The organism is Parabacteroides chinchillae, from assembly GCF_900108035.1.
GTDB classification, from domain to species: domain Bacteria; phylum Bacteroidota; class Bacteroidia; order Bacteroidales; family Tannerellaceae; genus Parabacteroides; species Parabacteroides chinchillae.
The window spans coordinates 153,597-170,976 of the sequence record NZ_FNVS01000008.1 but is presented as its reverse complement, the minus strand read 5'-3'; the positions used below and the strand labels follow the sequence as shown (position 1 = coordinate 170,976).

The 17,380-nt window shown below is 41.6% G+C and carries 20 protein-coding genes; 11 read left to right on the top strand and 9 right to left on the bottom strand.

The window, feature by feature from the left end; translation table 11 throughout:
* Positions 1-80: 80 nt before the first annotated feature.
* From C4S38_RS08350 to C4S38_RS08335, 4 genes are all read left to right on the top strand, one after another.
* Positions 81-899, top strand: coding sequence for a head GIN domain-containing protein (locus C4S38_RS08350; protein WP_103983344.1), 819 nt, complete (start codon positions 81-83; stop codon positions 897-899).
* A 120-nt stretch (positions 900-1,019) separates the two neighbouring features.
* Complete coding sequence (locus C4S38_RS08345; protein WP_103983343.1) at positions 1,020-1,808, top strand: head GIN domain-containing protein; 789 nt, start codon at positions 1,020-1,022, stop codon at positions 1,806-1,808.
* 23 nt (positions 1,809-1,831) lie between these two features.
* Positions 1,832-2,614 (top strand): head GIN domain-containing protein, encoded by a 783-nt coding sequence (locus C4S38_RS08340; RefSeq protein WP_103983342.1) that lies wholly within the window; start codon positions 1,832-1,834, stop codon positions 2,612-2,614.
* Positions 2,615-2,625: 11 nt separating this feature from the next.
* The gene (locus tag C4S38_RS08335) at positions 2,626-3,423 is read left to right on the top strand and encodes a head GIN domain-containing protein (protein ID WP_103983341.1); all 798 of its coding nucleotides are present in this window, start codon (positions 2,626-2,628) and stop codon (positions 3,421-3,423) included.
* A gap of 1 nt (position 3,424) precedes the next feature.
* Here C4S38_RS08335 and C4S38_RS08330 read toward each other — a convergent pair whose 3' ends face one another.
* The 9 genes from C4S38_RS08330 to C4S38_RS08285 all read right to left on the bottom strand — a co-directional run bounded on the left by C4S38_RS08330 (position 3,425) and on the right by C4S38_RS08285 (position 12,137).
* Entirely contained in the window at positions 3,425-4,435 is a 1,011-nt protein-coding gene (locus C4S38_RS08330) for an NAD-dependent epimerase/dehydratase family protein (RefSeq protein ID WP_103983340.1), read from the bottom strand.
* A 7-nt stretch (positions 4,436-4,442) separates the two neighbouring features.
* Positions 4,443-4,649 (bottom strand): hypothetical protein, encoded by a 207-nt coding sequence (locus tag C4S38_RS08325; RefSeq protein WP_103983339.1) that lies wholly within the window; start codon positions 4,647-4,649, stop codon positions 4,443-4,445.
* 24 nt (positions 4,650-4,673) lie between these two features.
* Positions 4,674-5,438 (bottom strand): metal ABC transporter ATP-binding protein, encoded by a 765-nt coding sequence (locus C4S38_RS08320; RefSeq protein ID WP_103983338.1) that lies wholly within the window; start codon positions 5,436-5,438, stop codon positions 4,674-4,676.
* The gene (locus C4S38_RS08315) at positions 5,422-6,315 is read right to left on the bottom strand and encodes a metal ABC transporter solute-binding protein, Zn/Mn family (RefSeq protein WP_103983366.1); all 894 of its coding nucleotides are present in this window, start codon (positions 6,313-6,315) and stop codon (positions 5,422-5,424) included. The genes C4S38_RS08320 and C4S38_RS08315 overlap by 17 nt, the downstream gene beginning before the upstream one ends.
* Positions 6,316-6,450: 135 nt before the next feature.
* The gene (locus tag C4S38_RS08310) at positions 6,451-7,119 is read right to left on the bottom strand and encodes a bifunctional 4-hydroxy-2-oxoglutarate aldolase/2-dehydro-3-deoxy-phosphogluconate aldolase (protein ID WP_103983337.1); all 669 of its coding nucleotides are present in this window, start codon (positions 7,117-7,119) and stop codon (positions 6,451-6,453) included.
* A gap of 15 nt (positions 7,120-7,134) precedes the next feature.
* Positions 7,135-8,178, bottom strand: a complete 1,044-nt coding sequence (locus C4S38_RS08305) for a sugar kinase (RefSeq protein ID WP_103983336.1) — start codon at positions 8,176-8,178, stop codon at positions 7,135-7,137.
* A gap of 33 nt (positions 8,179-8,211) precedes the next feature.
* On the bottom strand, positions 8,212-10,242 hold the full coding sequence (locus C4S38_RS08300) for a DUF6259 domain-containing protein (protein ID WP_234999326.1): 2,031 nt from the start codon (positions 10,240-10,242) through the stop codon (positions 8,212-8,214).
* 490 nt (positions 10,243-10,732) lie between these two features.
* Complete coding sequence (locus C4S38_RS08290; RefSeq protein ID WP_103983333.1) at positions 10,733-11,323, bottom strand: hypothetical protein; 591 nt, start codon at positions 11,321-11,323, stop codon at positions 10,733-10,735.
* A 4-nt stretch (positions 11,324-11,327) separates the two neighbouring features.
* The gene (locus C4S38_RS08285; RefSeq protein ID WP_103983332.1) at positions 11,328-12,137 is read right to left on the bottom strand and encodes a LexA family transcriptional regulator; all 810 of its coding nucleotides are present in this window, start codon (positions 12,135-12,137) and stop codon (positions 11,328-11,330) included.
* Between the two features lie 120 nt (positions 12,138-12,257).
* Here C4S38_RS08285 and C4S38_RS08280 point away from each other — a divergent pair, with 120 nt between their 5' ends.
* The 7 genes from C4S38_RS08280 to C4S38_RS08250 all read left to right on the top strand — a co-directional run bounded on the left by C4S38_RS08280 (position 12,258) and on the right by C4S38_RS08250 (position 17,320).
* Entirely contained in the window at positions 12,258-12,449 is a 192-nt protein-coding gene (locus C4S38_RS08280) for a hypothetical protein (protein WP_099463433.1), read from the top strand.
* Between the two features lie 2 nt (positions 12,450-12,451).
* Positions 12,452-13,045: a P-loop NTPase family protein gene (locus tag C4S38_RS08275; RefSeq protein WP_099463432.1), complete on the top strand. Its 594-nt coding sequence runs from the start codon at positions 12,452-12,454 to the stop codon at positions 13,043-13,045.
* Positions 13,046-13,070: 25 nt separating this feature from the next.
* Positions 13,071-13,271, top strand: a complete 201-nt coding sequence (locus tag C4S38_RS08270; RefSeq protein WP_146059467.1) for a hypothetical protein — start codon at positions 13,071-13,073, stop codon at positions 13,269-13,271.
* 20 nt (positions 13,272-13,291) lie between these two features.
* Positions 13,292-13,651, top strand: coding sequence for a hypothetical protein (locus tag C4S38_RS08265; protein ID WP_103983330.1), 360 nt, complete (start codon positions 13,292-13,294; stop codon positions 13,649-13,651).
* A gap of 186 nt (positions 13,652-13,837) precedes the next feature.
* Entirely contained in the window at positions 13,838-16,048 is a 2,211-nt protein-coding gene (locus C4S38_RS08260; RefSeq protein ID WP_103983329.1) for a hypothetical protein, read from the top strand.
* A 1-nt stretch (position 16,049) separates the two neighbouring features.
* The gene (locus C4S38_RS08255; RefSeq protein ID WP_103983328.1) at positions 16,050-17,027 is read left to right on the top strand and encodes an ATP-binding protein; all 978 of its coding nucleotides are present in this window, start codon (positions 16,050-16,052) and stop codon (positions 17,025-17,027) included.
* Between the two features lie 26 nt (positions 17,028-17,053).
* Complete coding sequence (locus tag C4S38_RS08250; RefSeq protein ID WP_103983327.1) at positions 17,054-17,320, top strand: hypothetical protein; 267 nt, start codon at positions 17,054-17,056, stop codon at positions 17,318-17,320.
* Positions 17,321-17,380 lie beyond the last annotated feature (60 nt).

Here is a 17,380-nt window from a genome sequence, read left to right as displayed (position 1 = left end):
ATTAATTTTTATAATTATGCAACAGTACAACTTTATTATACGTCTTATAAAACGAATGAACTTAATAAAAAAGTTAGATTATGAAAACACGTACTTGCCTATTTATTTTTTGTTTATTGATAACAGTTTCAGTTGGTTGCATTGCTCAAAAAAGCATTCGTGGCAACGGGCATATAATAACAAAAAAGATCGAAATTTCAGATTATGAATCTATAAATATGATTGGTTGTTCTGCTTATATTGAGTATAAGCAATCTGATGAAACCCCGAAATTAACTGTAATCATTGATGAGAATGTGCTTCCTTATATTTCCATTAAAGTAGAAGGGGGAACTCTGAAAGTAGCCCCCAAGGCATTGGATGATCCCGATAACGAATGGAGAAACACCTGTAATATTAATCCCAGTAAGTTTAAGATAATAACCAATTCAAAAAACCTTAAAGAAATTCAGGCTGTAGGGTCCGGAGATTTTTCCGTATTAAGTGACTTGTCCATTAATAAACTGGCGGTAAATTTAGCAGGAAGTGGTTCTGTCAATTTCACAAAAGCGGTAAAAGGAAGCAAAATAGCCCTATCTTTAGCTGGCAGCGGAGATATTAATGCAAATGATATACGTGTAGATAATCTTGAATGTTCACTGGCCGGAAGCGGAGATATCACTTTAGGAGGTGAAACGCCACGTGCCAATTACAACGTAGCTAGTAGCGGTGAAATAAATGCTTATAAATGCATTGTAAAAAAACTGGATTGCAGTGTAGCCGGAAGTGGCGAAATAAAAGCTTACGCAACAGAAAACATTGATGCCACTGTAACTGGTAGCGGCAGCATCTATCACAAAGGAAACGCCAAAGCAAGCACCTCTGTATTTGGACCAGGTTCGATAAAAAAAGTCAATTAATAATTCATCTGAGTCTCTATGGTTTGAATACAAACAAAAGAAACTTTTTTTGCTATTTTTGTAACGGATTTGGTTTACAAGTCGTCTTATTATTAGAAACAATTCTAAAACATTACGTATATGAAGGCAAAAACCTGGTTGCTTACGGCATTGGTAATATGTTTCTCTACCACCTCTATTATGGCGGCAGACAGAGTGAAAGGAGATGGAAATCTTACTACAAAAAAGATTTCTATTGACGATTACAACGAAATAAAAATAGATGGAGTGATCGACTTTAGTTATGAACAATCTGAAACGACACCATCCATGGAAGTAACTATTGATAAAAACCTTCATCAATATGTAAACATAGAAGTAAAAGACCGTGTATTGTCTATCGGATTTAAAGGTGCAAAGGTAGATCACTTTACTAAATTCATTGTGAAGTCAAATTCAAAATGGTTAAAAGGCGCAAAGGTTTCGGGCAATGGCAATTTTATACTTAATACTCCTTTAACCGGAGATGAATTGGAAATTAAAGCAAATGCAAACAGCCTGGTACAATTAAAACATTTGGTTACCGTAAGCAAACTGGAAATGGATGTTTCAGGCAGTGCCAATATGGTAATAGACGACCTGAAAGTAGATATAATAGAATGTAATGTGGATGGCTCCGGTTCTATTACTCTGAAAAACGGCAGTGCAAAAGAAGGAAAATATAGTATAGTCAGCAGTGGAGATATTCACGCCTTTGGCGTTGCTGTTCCCGATCTGACCTGCAAGATTACAGGCAATGGTTCTGCCGAAGTTCATCCTACCGATAACTTGAAAGCTACCATTATAGGCAAAGGAAATATCCGTTACAAAGGTCCCACGGCAGTTCAGCAGAAAGTGATTGGCAAGGGAACCGTTGAAGAAGTAAAATAATTAAACCATAAAGGGCAAAAGTTATGAAAACATTACTAATAGGACTGGTATGTATCGTTTCCATGCTAACGGTGTTACCAAACATCAGCTTTAAGAGTGGCCAGCAAAAGGTAAAAGGTAACGGTTCTATCGTAACCCGTACCATAGAGATTGGTGATTTTTCAGAAATCGACTTAGGCAGCAACATCGAGAGCGGAAAAAACATATTTGGCGGATCCAGCCACCCGGCTGTATTCAACTACGTTTTAACAGAAGATGCTCCACAGTTACAAATCACAACAGACGAAAATCTTTTGCCTCTTATAGAGATTAAGGTAAACGGAAACAGTTTAACTATAAAATCCAAAGACGGGAAGACCAAATTAATTCCTACCCAATTAACAATCAATGGATCTTCACGGAATCTGACAAAAGTAAATATCAGCGGTTGCATGGACTTTGTATCCGAAAGGCCTATACAACTTAAAGAGCTTAAAGCTTCCGTCAGCGGTGTTGGCGATATAAAAATGAACGATCTGGAATGCGGTGATTTGTCATGCCGCGTATCGGGAGTAGGAAATATTAAACTGACCGGTAAGGCAGACAAAGGAGACTTCCATGTATCTGGTGTAGGCCATATTTATTGCTACGACTGCGTTGTGAAAGATATGAAATGTGGAGTATCAGGTGTAGGAGGAGCCGAAGTAAATGTCTCGGATAATTTGGAAGCGAATGTTTCCGGTGTCGGTTCTATCAAATATAAAGGTACAGCCAATGTTCAATCCAACAAGTCCGGAGTAGGAAGTATAAAATGCGTCAATAACTAATCGATAACAATATGACAAGAAAAATCTTTTTGTACTTATGTGCAACTTCCATATTACTTTTACTGAACAGTTGCTTTTTCAAAGTAGTAAATGGAGATGGCAACATTGTTACCGAAACGCTTTCCATCAGCGACTTCGAAGAGATAGATATGAGCGGGTGCAAGATGATTCTTAACTATACTCAATCTGCAAACGAAGCTTCCATGCAAGTAACTACAGACAAGAACATTTACGATATGTTCGACTTTATTGTTGAGAACCACACCCTCAAAGTAAAGCCGAAAACCGAATATCGGATGACTAGTTTCTCTCCAACCGAATTTACAATAACTGCCAACTCCAGCAAGTTGGAAGAATTGGAAACATCCGGTTCTATGAATGTCAACGTAAACAGCACACTCATATCAGACAAACTAAATATATCCATGAGTGGCAGCGGGACAATAAACCTGAATGACAGTGTAACTGTACAGAATTTCTCTATCGATATAGCAGGTAGCGGCACTCTGAATGCAAAGAAACTATTCTGTATAGAACTGAAATCCGAAATTGCAGGTAGCGGCGAATTAACTCTAGGAGGCGAAGCCGAAAAAGCATCCTACGAAATTGCAGGCAGTGGAGATGTGTATGCGCTGGACTTTATTGTAAACGAAGTACGTTGTGAAATTGCCGGTAGTGGAGATTTAGAGGTATATGCAAATAAATTTATCAAAGCTGAAATTGCCGGTTCGGGAACTATTAAGTACAAAGGCAATCCTCAGATTTCCACTGAAGGAATAAATTCGGGAAAAATAATAAAGGTTGACTGATTTATTTCAGCCAACCTTCCTTTTTATACCACGCAATACTTTCCTCTAACCCTTTCCACAACGGATAAGAAGGAACAAAACCCAGTTCTTTCCGAAGCGGTTCCACATCGCATATCCAGTTACGTTGTTTAAGGATAATATATTTATCGCTGTTCAATGTCATGCTTTTATTCAATAGTTTCCCGATAGCCTCAGAACAAATACAAGCTATATATGCCAAAAACAAAGGAATACGGGCATGTAATACATGTTTTTTCTCTAACAGTTCCTGGATAATACGCGCAAACTCTTCATCGGTATATACATCTCCGTCCGCAACAAAATAATGCCGGTTAAGAATCGTCTCGTTCTCCAAAGCCAGGAAAGCTACGGTTGCCAAATCTTTCACATATATAAATGTAATGCGTTGGGGAACGAACCCTACAGCAAAATCAAGTCCGGAACGAATGCTTTTTATTTCCATAAAATAGTCTTTCTCACCCGGGCCATATACTCCGGTAGGACGTAAGATGACATAAGGAAAGTAGTTTTGCGAACGTACATAATTTTCTGCCAGCAATTTGCTTTTTCCATAAGCCGTGTCCGGTTGTTGAGAATCATCCAGGCGGATAGGACTGAATGTATCTTCATCGCCACAACCATACGAACTGAGGCTACTCATCAACAGGAATTTCTTTGGTTGGCAACCGGCAGCATGAAGTGCTTCAACGAAGTTATACGTATTTTCCGCATTTACCCGGAAAAAGTTGCGTTTGTCCAATGTCTTTGTCAGTCCGGCATTATGGATTATATAATCCCACGCACCTCCGGCAGTTGCAAACTCCGCCAATTGAGCAGTCAACGCTTCCCTGTTATTATACTTCAGGTCAATAAAATGGATTCGTTCATCCTGCAAATGTTCGCGGCTGCTGCCGGAACGGATTCCCGCCCATGTTTCATATCCTCTCCGAAGGGCTTCTTTTACCAGGAATCCACCAATAAAGCCACTTGCACCGGTTATCAATATCTTCATATCCGTATTATTTATCTTTCATATAATAGGTATAGTAATACCATAATAACCCGATCCAGTTCAGTAAAAGGATAGTAAGTATCCAAAGCACTTTCTTGCCCGTACTGATGAACGGGTTTTGCATTACTGCCGTACAGCCAAACATAATAACTGCAATTCCGATAATATATCCGATCTCGGAAATGCTTATAAGGCCTAAGATATGTGGTATCATTGTATAATAAAGATTTAATGGATACTAATGCTCATGTTCATGTGTTTTCAGTACCCGGTGCGGCAAGTTTCCGTGTCCGACAAGTTCGATCGGGCAAGCATACTTCTCGCCCAGCCACTCTTCCGACACATCTGCTCCCGGATGATAATGCAGAGACTCGTTTACACAAGCAATGTTTTTCACCATAGTCAGCACAGTTCCTATATCATGGGAAACCAGGATGATGGCACTTTCCTTATTTATTTCTGTCAGCAATTGGTAGAAACGCGATTCAAACCGCTTATCGACGTACGAATTAGGCTCATCCAGAATCAGCACTTGCGGTTGTGAAACAATAGAGCGTCCCAGCAAAACACGCTGCAACTGTCCGCCTGACAATTCCCCTATAGGGCGGGTAGCCAAATCTTCCAGTCCCATTTGCCCTATCACCTTCTCTATCCGTCCCTGCTGCGAACTATTATATTTTCTGAACAAAGGTTTCTCTGCTGCTAAACCCGAAGCAATTACTTCACATACCGATATGGGGAATTTTTTATCTATATTATTCATTTGCGGCAGATAGCCTATCTTCAAGGAAGATACTTCCCCGCCATTGCTATAGAAACGGATTGTTCCCGATTTTGGAGACAACAATCCTAATATAAGCTTCAGCAAAGTTGTTTTTCCTCCGCCATTCGGCCCGATAATCCCCAGGAAATCATCTTTCCATACATCCAGCTTAATATCCTTCAATACGGTTTTCGTTCCATATCCGGCCGTTACATTGTCTATTTCAATCAGCTTTTCCATCGGCAAGAGATTGGGCAATATGTATCATTTCTTTATTCCAGTCATAATCCAGCGGATTTATACGTATCAGCTTACAGCCTGCCTCTTTGGCAATCAGTTCGGCATTTCTTTGGTCAAACTCCTGCTGGATAAAGACAACTCTGGCATCATGCTCCTTGGCTGTTTCTATTAATCGCTTCAGTTGTGCCGGCGAAGGCTCCTTGCCATCCATCTCTATACAGAGTTGATGCAATCCAAACTCATCAGCCAAATAGGTCAAAGCCGGATGATAGATAATAAAAGCCGTCCCTTTCAAGGGTTCCAGTAAAGAAGTAATAGACTCAGAAGTCTGGTTGATTTCACCCATAAGACGATCGTAATTGTCGCGGTAATACGCCTCATTCTCTTTATCCAAAGCAATAAATGCATTCAGCGTATTTTGAGCTATCACCTTCGAACCTTGCAAAGAACTCCACACATGCGGGTCTATACCTCCCGGATGATGATGGTGGTGTTCGCCTTCATGGTGATGTCCGTCATGCTCTTCTTCATTACGGACAAATTCCATTCCTTCCGAAAGATCAAAGATTTTCAGATCCGGATTGTTCTTTATAATATTATCCATCCATGCCTGTTCAAAACCGATAAAACCAATCCGGAAGTAAGCCTGGCTTTTATCGATCTGTATCATTTGCTGGGGCGTCGGGTCGTATGTCTCCGGGCTTTGGCCGGATGGAACAACACTATTGACTTTAAATTTATCCCCTGCAATCCGTTCCGCAAAATACCGTTGAGGTTCTATGGTTACAGATATCATCTTTGCATCCTGTTGTTTGTTTGTACAAGTCGCCAGCAAACACAGTGAAAGACAGATCATCCATATATTCAAATGTTTCATCTTCTTCATCTTTTTGCAAAGATAGACAGATTTGCAGAGAGAAGAAATATGTTTTCGTATTATTAATAACCCGCCCCTGCTCCCTTCCTGAAAAAAGAGAGCAGGGGCGCATTTTATTATATATCCTCCTTCAGGTTATCTATGCCTGTCTATGATGGCCAATGCGTCGGAACAAAGCGCACTGATGTGTGCCCAATCTCCTTTAGCTATCGTTTCTGCCGGAAAAAGTTTCGATCCCATTCCTACACATGCCACACCTGCATGAATCCAGGCGGACAGGTTCTCTTCGGTCGGTTCCACAGCCCCGGTAGCCATAATCTGTGTCCAAGGCATAGGCGCCAGCATATTCTTAACAAAGGAAGGGCCTCCCACCGATCCGGCAGGAAATATCTTACATACGTCGCAGCCGGCTTCTTGTGCCGTACCAATTTCCGTTACCGACCCACAGCCCGGAATGTATGGAACCAAACGGCGGTTGCACACCTTGGCCACTTCGGCATTAAAGCAGGGGCCAACGATAAAGTTTGCTCCCAATTGCATGTATAAAGCAGCCGTAGCAGGGTCTACAACAGAACCAGCCCCAAGTATCATATCCGGGCATTCGTCCTTTAGCCGGCGGGATACTTCGCCAAATACTTCGTGGGCAAAGTCGCCACGGTTAGTAAACTCGAAGGCACGTACACCGCCTTCGTAACAAGCTTTTATTACTTGCAGCGTTATTGCCGCATCTTTATTATAGAAAACAGGAACCATACCTGTGCGGCGCATTGCCTCTATAGTTTGCAGTTTATTGAATCTTGCCATAATGTTTATTTATTATCATCTTGCAACGCGTCCGCTGCCGTCACCCGACATTAGTTTCTCTACTTCTTCAACCGACACCTGGTTGAAATCGCCATAAATCGTATGCTTCAGGCAAGAGGCCGCCGTTGCAAAATCCAACGCTTTCTGGTCGTTGCCTGTATAAGTAAGCAAGCCATAGATAAGACCTCCCATAAACGAATCGCCACCACCTACGCGGTCAACAATATGGGTTATGTCATAACGGCGGGATTCATAGAGCTTGCCATCTGCATAAAGCACACCTCCCCAGGTATTATGATTGGCATTAATAGAACCCCGAAGCGTGATGATCACTTTCTTTGCACGCGGGAAACGGGTCATAAGCTGGGTGCAAACCGAACGGAATGCATCGGCCTGCACATTTCCTCCCGTATGCGCCACGTCAAATCCTTCGGGTTTGATACCAAACACTTTCTCCGCATCTTCTTCATTTCCCAGAATCACGTCGCATCCGGCTACAAGTTCCGGCATAACCTGCGAAGCTGTCTTTCCGTAGTTCCAAAGGTTCTTGCGATAATTCAAGTCGCAAGATACAGTGATCCCCATCCGGTTTGCAACCCGAATAGCTTCCAGGCAAACAGCCGCCGCCCCTTCCGACAAGGCAGGAGTAATGCCTGTCCAATGAAACCAAGTTGCATCCTTAAACACTTCCTCCCAGTTAACCATACCGGGTTGAATGGTCGAAATAGAAGAATGTGCACGGTCGTACGTCACCTTGCTGGGACGTGCTACAGCACCCGTCTCCAGGAAATAAATACCGAGACGTTCTCCTCCATAAACAATGTGCGATGTTCCTACACCGTATTTACGTAAATCCATTACACAGGCGCGTGCCAGATCATTCTCAGGCAGGCGGGTTACGAACTCGGTCTCGATACCGTAGTTGGCAAGCGACACGGAGACATTAGCCTCTCCCCCACCAAAAGTGGCGTTGAACTGGTTGCTCTGGCAGATACGTAAATAGTCCGGTGTGGCTAAGCGGAGCATAATTTCTCCGAATGTAATTACTCGATGTTTCATAATGGTTCTCATAAATTGTTAACGAATTACTTATTATTGGTTTATTCTCATACAGCTAAGTCCGTCTATTTCTATTTCTTTATTTCCAGGTAAATACACTTTATGTTTGTTTTCATCCATGTTTACTACAAGTATGGCCTTCTTGCCGTCTACGCTTGTCCATTCGGCTGCGCGAACTACCGGGGAGATTTCGTAACCGGGTATATCACGCGTTGGATTATCGCCCGCAGGAATAATTTCCTGCATATAACGTCCGCCCAGGAACAAGTCGTGTTGTTTCTTGCGGAATAACATCATATTTTTCAGGAATTGTGCTTCGGTACGCGATTCGGGTTTCATCAGAAGCACAGGATTCACCCATCCGAGTTGCGAACCCCACAACAAACTCTGCATACTGATATAGCGGAACACTCCATCGGTCAGGTTTGAAGGCTGATAAGCAAATCCACTATATATAGCACGATCCGAATATACGATCGGGAAAAGAGGTACCATACGGATATTGGCATTATGAGCCGTATTTACCACAAGCAGCATGTCGAAAAGGTCGATATAACACTCTGCATTTTCTTCACTGGTGAAGATATTGTCTTTTTTCAGATGATTAGCGTGCATATCTGTCAGCAGGCTGCGATAGGCCTTAGGCCAGAAATCTCCGCCTCCGGCAGGATGCGAATGATTTTTAGCATAGCAAGGTTCGGAAGCCGCTGCTGCTATCTGGTCGATATATACGCCGCTGGTTCCCAGTTCGTTTTGTATACGGTCTACCAATCCCTTCAATATATTCTGCCAGATCGGGGAAGAAGGACAGGTTACCGAGTTAGGCACTTTAGAACCGTACACCTCGGTATACAAAGCTCCGTCCGCTTTACGGCAAGAGGCATCCTTACCATTCAACCGGCCATAGCTTTCCGTTGCCGGGTCCCATAAACGGCCATTTATATAAGGTGTAACATGACCTCCCAACTTCTGCGCTTCTTTTACAGCTTCTGCAAAGCCTTCTTTGGCCGGAAAGTAATCCGGATAATGTGTATCATAAGGAATCTGATGCCAGTCGTACCAATGAATGCCGCATCCTTTACCGTAAAATTTCAAAGCATCCCGTACTCCTTGCATGATTTCGGGAGATAAATTACGCGGACGGATCCACATATCCGCATTGCGGAGCCATTCCGGAATAGAACGTTCGGTCAACAGTTTGCCTCCCCATTCGGTAGTAAAAGTAAACGGACGATACCATTCAGTAGTGGCTGCTATCCAGCCTTTCGGGTTAAAACCGGTAACGGTAGTCCAGGGTAACTTAAAATGCCCCGCTTTTGTCCAGCCTTCAGATGCAACAATATCTGTCTGGAAAGTAGCGATCGTACCGTTATCTTTCACCTTTAATGATTTACCGCACGCGCCACGGTCTTCGGTTGCATAATAAAAAGCACCTTCGGAATTATGCATAAGCAAAAACTGCATACCGCCTGTGCATGAAGGATAACGTGCTCCATATTCGCTCTGCCGTCCCATTTCATATTCTATACCCCAGCCAAAAGGAATGATAAGTTTAGCTCCTTCAGGTCTGGACACCGGAATACGTGGAAATTCCAACTGGCTTACCACCCAACCTTCCGGCATAGAAGCTTCGATGTTCCATTGTGCCAGTTCGGAATCGTCAGACAAAGACACAGACATGCGAACCGGATATGTAGGCGTATACCGTAAAACCATCTGCCAGGTAAAAACGAGTGTGGCACGGTTGCCTTCTTCCTTCACTTCCACTCCTTCGTAGGTGCCGTTTACCGGCAGTAGTGTAGGATTTTCCCCATTCTCTCCTTTATATGTGATTTGCCAGGGTGCCATATCGACTCCTTTTGCAGGAAGCAACGCCCGGTTTCCGGCATGCATGGAAACTAATTTAAAATTCTTGGAATCCGAAAAAACAAGTTCCGTTTTACCATTGGAAAGAATAATATTTCCATTTTTTTTCTTCACAGAAACCGCACTGTTCACCAAGTGCGTAAAAACGAAAAGCATGCATACAAGCATGCACGTCAGCGTGGTTCTTGATCTCTTCATGATATTTCGTGGTTTTAATAATACTGTATGACTTTACAAAGATAGAATCTTTCTTTTATATGTTGCATATCCGAATTCACTTTCGTGTTTAAAAACTATAAAGATATTCACTATCCGTTAGGTTTTTTATAGGGGGCAATACCAATAGTACAAAATATAAAAAAATAGATAAGTCATTATAAAACAATAGTTAGGACGAAAACAACCACTTCGAACAGCCTTCATTAAAGTTGAACTAGATTGAATCAGCTTTTAAACGGAGGCTTTCTTTTTTCTGGACAAAGTTACCTAAGTTTAATTTGGCGCGTGTCACAGGGCTAAAAACAGGCAAATTAAAGATGTTGTTTTGAATGACCCCTGAAAGGGTGTTTTTATGGTATGCAAATGATGCATAAAGTATGGCGTAAATTGTACTAGTGGTTTGCCATAGAAAATGCCATACTTTATGCCATACTTTTTTTCTATGGCGTAAAGTTGTACTAGTAGTTTTTTATAATGATAACAAATATTGCTCATTCTCTTTGTTTGCCAATTCTATTATAGCACGATTAATGCCAAAACCTTTCAATGTACATTCTTTCCAAAAAGTCGTACTTTGAAATTGCTTTAATCGTTCATTCATTAAATGATGGTCTATATGATCTACTTCATGAGCCATACAAGGAGTAACATATGATATGTCTCCTGAAAAATTAGGAGGAAATATACTATTCCATGCATCCAAATCAGATGAAAGTATTATTCCATCAATTAGATCAAATTCTACTGGATATTCTCTATCTCTTATGGTGTCAATTCTCCAATAAGGAAATAGTTTGCTTTTCCCTTTTAGTCGCCAATAAGTAGAACCCAACAGGCAAGCATTTACAGCATATGAATATTCATTTTGTAATGATTGTATATCATAGTTTGGAAATAGTTCAAATATTGCATTTTTGAAATTAGAAAAAGAGGAACTTTTACGAAATAATTCATTAATAATATAAACATCTTCTTTTGTTTTAGCTATGTGAAATCGAAATAGATTTATATTTATGATCTCAGAATAAGCAGTATCAAATGTATTATATTGGAACGACATGATTTTATGAATTATGTATATTAATAGCTTTTGACAGTTGTTGATATTGTAAGGCTAGTTCATCTATTCTGTCTTCCAGTTCGGCTTGTTTGTGGTAATAAGTTTCCTGAATGTTGGGAATCTTAGCGGAGAAATACCACTCTGCATACCAAATGGTGTTTAGTTCTTCTTGATATAGGTTGAAGTTGGGATAGTGTTGCTTTTCCACATTGTCGGACATGCAGACAATAAAGCCGTGCTGCCGCAAGCGATTTTTTAATCTTTTTACATAGGCTTTGCCTTCCGTATCGCTTACTACATATACATAGTTATCACGAATACTCTCCCATTCTGACCTATCTAGTAAACGAATGATCAAATAGCCTCCATCCATGATAGAAGGAACCATGCTTTGACCTTTCACGCGTACACAAAGATATTGCTTCCCATCTTTGATCATTGTAGACGGCATAGAGATGCATTCTACTTCCTCTATGTAGTCTGAATTTATATATCCAGAACCTGCAGCAACTGATATATCAACGATAGGGATACGTGTTAAATCTTCATAGTTGGACACTAATGAAATCAGAGGAGCGTTATTTGCTTTCGCATTCTCAGAAGGAATGATACTACCTCCCTTGAATAACCAATTAAAATCAATTCCTTCACATTTTGTGTATATGAGATCAATATCAAAAGTACCTCTATTGTACCAGTTCGTAATAGTATTAGGTGCAACACCTAAAAAACGAGCTAAATCAGCATTATTTTTTAAAGAATAACGCTCCTTTATCCTATTAAGTACATCTCCTTTGTTAAAAAAACTTCCCATTTTGTGTGATATTTATTCCCATTTTGTTTGCATATTCCCAAATTGTGTGTATGTTTGCAACATCATAACAGCTGTTAGGGTGGCTGTAAAGATAGAAAATATTCACAAAACGAGTTGTATATGGCAAAAATTTTAGTAGACACAGAGATCAGGAAAAAGCTGGAAACAATATTCCAGTGTAGGCGTGAAACCGTTAGCCTTGCATTAAACTGCAAAACTAACAGCGACCTCTCAAAACGCATCCGCAAAGTTGCAATAGACTTAGGCGGTTCTGTAAAAAAAGAAGAAAATGTAACCGTAATCAGTAAGTAATTATGAAAACATGGAGTCCTAAAGACATTGCAGAACGTACAATTGAAACGTACCCGTTTACAGGAGACTGGAAACGTATCTTTGGAGAACCCGATATACGTTTCTCGACCCTTATACAAGGGCCGGCAAAAAGTGGTAAAAGTACATTTTGCGCCAAGTTTGCCCAATATGTCAGCCAGTTCGGACGCATATTGTATATATCTGCAGAAGAACGTATCAATAGTAAGACTTTACAACAACGCATAAAATTATGCGGCGTTACCTCTCAGAACGTGCGGTTTGTGCATTTGCGTGATTTGAATGAAATTGAAAGGCTTCTACAAAAGGGTGGGTACCGCTTTGTCTTTATTGATTCCGTTCAACATGTAAAGATGAATGTAGACCAGTGGGTAAGCCTTCGTAAGAAATTCAGCCGTCGTAAATTATCCTGGCACCTGGTCATGCAAATGGGTGAAAACATTACCAAATATAAACATGAAGTGGATGTTTTGGTATTCGTGAAAGATGGCATTGCCTCTGTACACGGAAGGTATAACCGTTCCACGGCGGTTCAGGTATTTGCCAGCAACCAGCCCGATTTATTTGGAGGGCTTTAATATGAGGGCATTAATTCTACTCCTTATGTCTGTACTTATGGTTGTGTTTGCTGTCGGAGGATTGCAAACTATAGAATGGTGTATAGATGAAGGTATTCCTATTCCCTGGCAAGCATACGCCATGTTAGCCAGTGTGGCTGTTTGGTGTATCATTATGGCCAACCTTCCAAAAAGAGACTTTAAACGAATGAATAAGTTGCTGGATAAGCTAGGCGGTGGAAAATAACATAATTAAATCATAATACAATGACAACTAAAAGCTACAAAAGATTGATATTGACAGCTTGTGTTACAGGCTACAGCAGACAAGAGGCCAAAGAACATGCCCATGATTTTTTCAGAATGCATGGAGATAAAGAACTAACTTCAAATACCTTCGGAATAGAAACGAAAGAGCTATCTGCAGAGTCTTTTCTGATCTCCTTCTATGATGTATACTTTGTCAAACATCTTTCCTTCAAGGATTATGTTCGCCACTTGTTCCGCAAACTCTGTACAGCAATAATCCCAAATTTCGGCATAAAGATATTCTTCGTCATAATAGAACCGAACGGAACGCAACCGCAGTTTGCGCTTATGGATTGGGCACTCCATACCAAGCAATGATGGTTTAATCCTGTCTATAGCTATTCTTAGCTGATTTTCGGGGTCTTTAAATAATTCAAGGTCAATCATACTCTGAAAATTAATGTTTTGATGATGCAAATATAAACAAATTCCACTAGGAAAGCCAATGACTTGCAATTACCGGAGCGAGACCGGGGTGGAAACAATTTAAACAGTATTTAAACAATGAATATCCGGCAAAATGACATAGTAGTACGACGCTTCCAGGAAGCCACAACCTTGTGGGTTTCGGAAAGGTATATCTGCGAGGTGCTGGGAGAACGAATGTCTGACTATCTATGGAAAATAGGTAGATTAAATTATAAGAAATCCGTCCCTCCCTGCCACCAGTCAAAGGATATTCTACCCGATACAGGGAAAGCCTGGCGTTATGCCCGTATAAACGGCCAGTTTTACTATGATTTTGACAGAATACCGGACAGGAAAGATACACAGTACCGTTCACGTCTGGGCGATAAAGATTCGTTGTTGCTGGCTGCTGACAGTTCCGTGGAAATAGGACGCAGGGCTGTCGAAAGAAGTACAACGGATATGATCCAGCAATACGTAAGCCAGCGGATCAGCAATAACGACGTGACTATTTTCCGTTTTAAGAAGATAAATGGTACCTGTAAATACAACCTTGACAAAGCCCATGAGTTGGCTGAAGCTATTACATGGGCACGCTGCATAAAAGCCCTGGTTGTTAATGGAGGATTCAAAGAGTTCGGCATCAAAACAAAAGAGGCTTTCTATGAAGCCTGTGCAACCATCCTCCACAAAAAGCAACTGGAAGGTTTTATGATTACAACCGGAGGGAGCCTCCGCAAAAAATTACATTATTTTCCGGCAGATGAATCGGAACAATATGCCTTTTTTGTAACGAACCGGTTCGGTAACGATAACGCCCGTAAACTGGGTAAATACAAACTGGTAGACGAAGATACAGGCGAAATAAAACGCTTTGACATCCACGAAGCACTTATCCTAAAGCTATGGATGAACTTCGGCGGATCAGCCAAAGAAACAAAGGTTGCCCTTTGGAGCCAGTACGAACGCGATATACAATGGTTGGGCGAAAAGGTTCTGAGTTATTCCACCTTCTGCCATTATACCAACATGTATGATACACGCCTTAAAACCTACAAGGAACGTCACGGATGGAAAGCTTATGCTTCTACTTTCCTGTCATACATACCGTCTGAATCCCTCCGTTATGGAAATTCCCTTTGGTGTGCCGATGGTTCCGGAACATTAGCCTATTCTTATCTCGATAAAACCGGTAAACTCCGTTCCATGCGTCTGTATATCATTATGGTTACAGACGTTGCAACGGGTAAAATCGTAGGCTGGGCACCTGCCATAAAAGGTCAGCACAAAGAGACGCCGGAAATGGTGAAGCAAGCCGTTTTGATGGGCTTGGAAGGATGCGGACGCCGGGAGATCATGGAGTTTGTAAGCGACAACCACGGTGCATTCACTGGCGGTGAAAGCGTAGAGTTTTTGACACAAGTTTGCCGAAAGGTTAGAACCATCGAAGCGCATAACTCCCAAGCTAACTATGCTGAAACCCAGTTCCGCCTGTTTAAGAAAACAATCCGTAATGAGTTTAACTGGCTTGGGTCAAGCTGGGGTTCTACTGATATAGAGAATACCGCCAATGAGGATTACCTGAATAAAGAAACATTTCCGTCCTATGAAGAAGTAATTGGACAGATAGCCCGAAAGATAGACGATTGGAACAACCAGGTAACCCGTACAGGTGAAAGCCGTACAGAGTTATACGCTGAAAGTATCCACCCGGAAGCAAATGAAATTGATTCCCGTGTATGGCGGCATGTGGCAGGCAACTATACCAAACAGGAAATTACCCGCCAGCGTGGCAATATCGTAATCGAAAAAGCAGGACAAAAATATATGTTTGAAATACCGGATGTCGCTTCAATCAGTGAAGTGATCCGTAATTACCTGGGTTATGCTGCCACAGTGGAAGCCCATATGTATTGGGATGAAGAAGAATGCGACCTCTATACGATGGACGGACGTTTTATGTTTACCTGCTTTGCTGCCCGTAAGGCAGTTAAGAGCCACGCCGAAGAAACGGAAGAAACCGCCCATAACCTGGGACACCATGTATGGCGCCAGGCAGCCCAGAAAGAGGCTGTTTTACAATATGAAAACGAAGCCCGCGAAGTCGCAGACTGGCTGGATGAACAACTGCCGTACGGCGTAGCTGCCAAACTTAATGGCGGTAAGAATGCAAAAGAGGTTACCAACGAACAAAAAGAACGTGCCCTTGAAATAAAGGCAAACCGGAAAAAAGAGGTTGTCCCTTCTTCCAGCCAAGACGAAGACGAATATATGCAAATGAGAAAGAAACTATATAAAAACAATTGATATGATAACATTAGAACAAAAACGGGAAATTGCACAAGCCTGCATTGATTATGCAACCGCTAACGGTTGGGTAAGTGATAAGACAACCGGGGTCAACCAGATGGCCACTTTTACGAAAGTGAATGTCATGTATGTATCACATATTTTACGTTTTGATTTTACGTATAAGGATTCAAAAACAGGAGAAAACAAGGAAATAGCCGAACGTTGGTTCCGGCAATTGGCCGAATGTATCGGCATGAAGCTGCAAAAAGAATACTGGCCACATGTTGACACCCCACAGTATAATGCAATTGACCTTGAACTACGCGAATCATTGGCAACGAGTGCTACCCGTGTCTTGATTTGTGAAAGCGGATCAGGGAAAACATATACAGTTGACAGGTTTAAAAAAGAATTTCCGAACCGTGTATTTGTTATTACGTGCCACCGCTATGACACGGTAAATGACCTGATAGATAAGATGGCAGAAGCAATGGGACGTACGGCGGAAGGTAAAAGCATCGGCAGGCGCCTTACCATCTTAAACGTATGGTTATACACACAAGGGCGTTTTGACGGGAGCAAGCCGGTTATCATCTTTGACGAAGCCGAAAACCTGACACTTAGCACATTCCAGGCATTGAAAGCCATGTACGATACAATCAATTGGAGTTGTGCTATTGTCCTAATCGGAACCGACCAGCTCATAAATACAATGGAACGGTTGAAGAATAAAAACAAACAGGGCATGCCCCAATTCTATCGCCGCTTTAAAGCCGGAATCCGGTATATCACGCCGATGGATCGTGACTTTAATGTATTCCTGGCGGATAAGCCTTTCCCTGTTGCATTCAAAAATACGATCCGTAGCTTGTGTGAAAACTACGGGGAATTGCACGACTTCCTTGTACCTGCCATGCGTGAAGCCGACGAAATGGGGGTTCCGTTCACAGAACGCTTTTTCCGTATGAAATACCAATTGCCAATAAAAGACTGATTATTCACTGTTAAAACATCATTTATATGGAACTTAAATTAGACAAGGAGGCCATTTGTGCCCAATGCAGGAAAAATAAAGTACATGCGGATGTATGCCGGATGAAGGATAAGTCACTTCGGGGACAGGTAGAAATAGAATTTTCAGTGTGTGGAGTGTGTGGGAAAGGTTATTGTAGCCTCCGTGCTGATCCCGACAAACGGCAATGCGAGTTCTGCGAAGATTCCATTTATAATAATGTGAATGAAGACGGGACTTTGGAATGTGAGCTGGTCTGGAAAAAAAAAGACTAATCCCGAACGGTTAACGGGGCGGTTCGATTCCGCCTCCGGGAACAATAATAATCACTTAAA

What these genes read in the sequence shown, in the direction of transcription:
- C4S38_RS08350 (WP_103983344.1), top strand. Translation starts at nt 81, where the DNA reads ATGAAAACACGTACTTGCCTATTTATTTTTTGTTTATTGATAACAGTT.
- C4S38_RS08345 (WP_103983343.1), top strand. Translation starts at nt 1,020, where the DNA reads ATGAAGGCAAAAACCTGGTTGCTTACGGCATTGGTAATATGTTTCTCT.
- C4S38_RS08340 (WP_103983342.1), top strand. Translation starts at nt 1,832, where the DNA reads ATGAAAACATTACTAATAGGACTGGTATGTATCGTTTCCATGCTAACG.
- C4S38_RS08335 (WP_103983341.1), top strand. Translation starts at nt 2,626, where the DNA reads ATGACAAGAAAAATCTTTTTGTACTTATGTGCAACTTCCATATTACTT.
- C4S38_RS08330 (WP_103983340.1), bottom strand. Translation starts at nt 4,435, where the DNA reads ATGAAGATATTGATAACCGGTGCAAGTGGCTTTATTGGTGGATTCCTG.
- C4S38_RS08325 (WP_103983339.1), bottom strand. Translation starts at nt 4,649, where the DNA reads ATGATACCACATATCTTAGGCCTTATAAGCATTTCCGAGATCGGATAT.
- C4S38_RS08320 (WP_103983338.1), bottom strand. Translation starts at nt 5,438, where the DNA reads ATGGAAAAGCTGATTGAAATAGACAATGTAACGGCCGGATATGGAACG.
- C4S38_RS08315 (WP_103983366.1), bottom strand. Translation starts at nt 6,315, where the DNA reads ATGAAACATTTGAATATATGGATGATCTGTCTTTCACTGTGTTTGCTG.
- C4S38_RS08310 (WP_103983337.1), bottom strand. Translation starts at nt 7,119, where the DNA reads ATGGCAAGATTCAATAAACTGCAAACTATAGAGGCAATGCGCCGCACA.
- C4S38_RS08305 (WP_103983336.1), bottom strand. Translation starts at nt 8,178, where the DNA reads ATGAAACATCGAGTAATTACATTCGGAGAAATTATGCTCCGCTTAGCC.
- C4S38_RS08300 (WP_234999326.1), bottom strand. Translation starts at nt 10,242, where the DNA reads ATGAAGAGATCAAGAACCACGCTGACGTGCATGCTTGTATGCATGCTT.
- C4S38_RS08290 (WP_103983333.1), bottom strand. Translation starts at nt 11,323, where the DNA reads ATGTCGTTCCAATATAATACATTTGATACTGCTTATTCTGAGATCATA.
- C4S38_RS08285 (WP_103983332.1), bottom strand. Translation starts at nt 12,137, where the DNA reads ATGGGAAGTTTTTTTAACAAAGGAGATGTACTTAATAGGATAAAGGAG.
- C4S38_RS08280 (WP_099463433.1), top strand. Translation starts at nt 12,258, where the DNA reads ATGGCAAAAATTTTAGTAGACACAGAGATCAGGAAAAAGCTGGAAACA.
- C4S38_RS08275 (WP_099463432.1), top strand. Translation starts at nt 12,452, where the DNA reads ATGAAAACATGGAGTCCTAAAGACATTGCAGAACGTACAATTGAAACG.
- C4S38_RS08270 (WP_146059467.1), top strand. Translation starts at nt 13,071, where the DNA reads ATGTCTGTACTTATGGTTGTGTTTGCTGTCGGAGGATTGCAAACTATA.
- C4S38_RS08265 (WP_103983330.1), top strand. Translation starts at nt 13,292, where the DNA reads ATGACAACTAAAAGCTACAAAAGATTGATATTGACAGCTTGTGTTACA.
- C4S38_RS08260 (WP_103983329.1), top strand. Translation starts at nt 13,838, where the DNA reads ATGAATATCCGGCAAAATGACATAGTAGTACGACGCTTCCAGGAAGCC.
- C4S38_RS08255 (WP_103983328.1), top strand. Translation starts at nt 16,050, where the DNA reads ATGATAACATTAGAACAAAAACGGGAAATTGCACAAGCCTGCATTGAT.
- C4S38_RS08250 (WP_103983327.1), top strand. Translation starts at nt 17,054, where the DNA reads ATGGAACTTAAATTAGACAAGGAGGCCATTTGTGCCCAATGCAGGAAA.